2 protein-coding genes are annotated in these 1,642 nt (G+C 37.9%); both read right to left on the bottom strand.

The window, feature by feature from the left end:
• Positions 1 to 557: chlorohydrolase (locus tag ENL20_10180; GenBank protein ID HHE38923.1), on the bottom strand; the 557-nt coding region annotated here is incomplete at its 3' end.
• Between the two features lie 20 nt (positions 558 to 577).
• Positions 578 to 1,642: electron transfer flavoprotein subunit alpha (locus ENL20_10175; protein HHE38922.1), on the bottom strand; the 1,065-nt coding region annotated here is incomplete at its 5' end.

Here is a 1,642-nt window from a genome sequence, read left to right as displayed (position 1 = left end):
TTTTTAACCGAACTTTCAGCAAGATGGATAATGAAAGGCATTTGTCCTTTAGTGTCTTCCCATTCTTCTTTTGCTGATTTTCCACCCCACCAGTTTCCTAATTCGATGGAATGACATTGCCTGTATTCTCTGATCACATTGATAGGAAATTGTTCATAATATTCATCGATCTGATTCGGTCCATGATCCTGTACTGCGTGACATCCTGAAAAAATGTTTTTGTAAATTCCAAGTGAAGTCAGTAGATTTGCAGTTCCTTTGGTCAGATCAAATTTTCCGTCATTGATCCAGACTTTATTCCTTTCCAGGTAGGATTTAGAATTTTTCATATCCTCTACCCAAACATCGGAATTGGGATAAGGTCTGTTATCACCGGATCTTGGATACCAGTTACCTATTAAATGATCATGACCATTGATAAAAGGAGGATAAGAGAACTTGTCGGAGCAATCAAAGAAAGCATCTTCTTTTTTCAGCAGCTTGCTTTTCAGTTCTATCTCTATGCCGGAAATAACTTTATCAGAATTGAAAATACAAGAATTTACTTTGAATTTCATAAAATTATTAATTTTTCAAATTATTTATTTAATTTCTTTGTTAGCTGCGGAACTATTTCAAAAATATCTCCGACAATTCCCAGATCAGCTACTTTAAAAATTGGAGCATCCGGATCTTTATTGATCGCAATGATATAATCCGAAGACTGCATTCCTGCCAGATGCTGGATCGCTCCGGAAATACCGATTGCCAGATAAATAGTCGGCTTGATCGTTTTTCCTGTTTGACCAACCTGATGCGGATAGGAAATCCATTCCGAATCGACTGCTGCTCTCGAAGCTGCAACTGCTGCCTCGAGAGATTTAGCTAATTCTTCGATCATTTCAAAATTTTCTTTTTTCTTTAAGCCCCGGCCACCTGCAACTACCAAATCTGCTTCTGTCAAATTTACGGTTTGAGTATCATCGTGAACAAAATCCAGGTATTTAGAATTATCCTTAAAATTTGAGAAATCGATTTTCTCAATGATCAATTCTCCGTTCCTATTTTCATCTCTATGGGCTGTATCCATAACTTTGTGACGAACTGTAGCCATTTGCGGAAGATGATTCGGAGTGACGATCGTAGCCATGATATTTCCGCCAAAGGCAGGTCTTGTCTGTAACAGTCCACCGTTCTCCTGATCGATTTCCAGACCTGTGCAATCTGCTGTTAAACCTGTTTTCAATTCAACTGCAACTCTCGGAATAAATGATCTTCCAAAAACAGTTGCTCCGGAAATAATGATTTCAGGGTTGTATTTTTTTGCTAAATTTGTAAGTGCATAAGAATATGGCAGATCAAGAAAATTATCCAGGTGAGGATCATCGACAACAATAACTTTATCAGCTCCATGAAAAAATAATTCATCCGTAAGATTGGAAATATTATGACCAAGAAGAATAGCTGTTAATTCGGTTTCTCTTTGTTCCGCTAGTTCTTTTCCTTTGCCCAGAAGCTCAAAAACAACCGAAGCAATCTCATCATTTTTCTGTTCTGCAAAAACCCAGACACCTTTGTATTGCTTTCTATCAACTGCTTCCTGACCATATTTCCTGATAAAGATCGCATCAAAAGGACAAGCACTGACACACGCTCCGCACAA

This window comes from Candidatus Cloacimonadota bacterium (genome assembly GCA_011372345.1).
Classification (GTDB): domain Bacteria; phylum Cloacimonadota; class Cloacimonadia; order Cloacimonadales; family TCS61; genus DRTC01.
The sequence above is the reverse complement of the archived record's forward strand: the minus strand, read 5'-3'. Positions and strand labels throughout refer to the sequence as shown.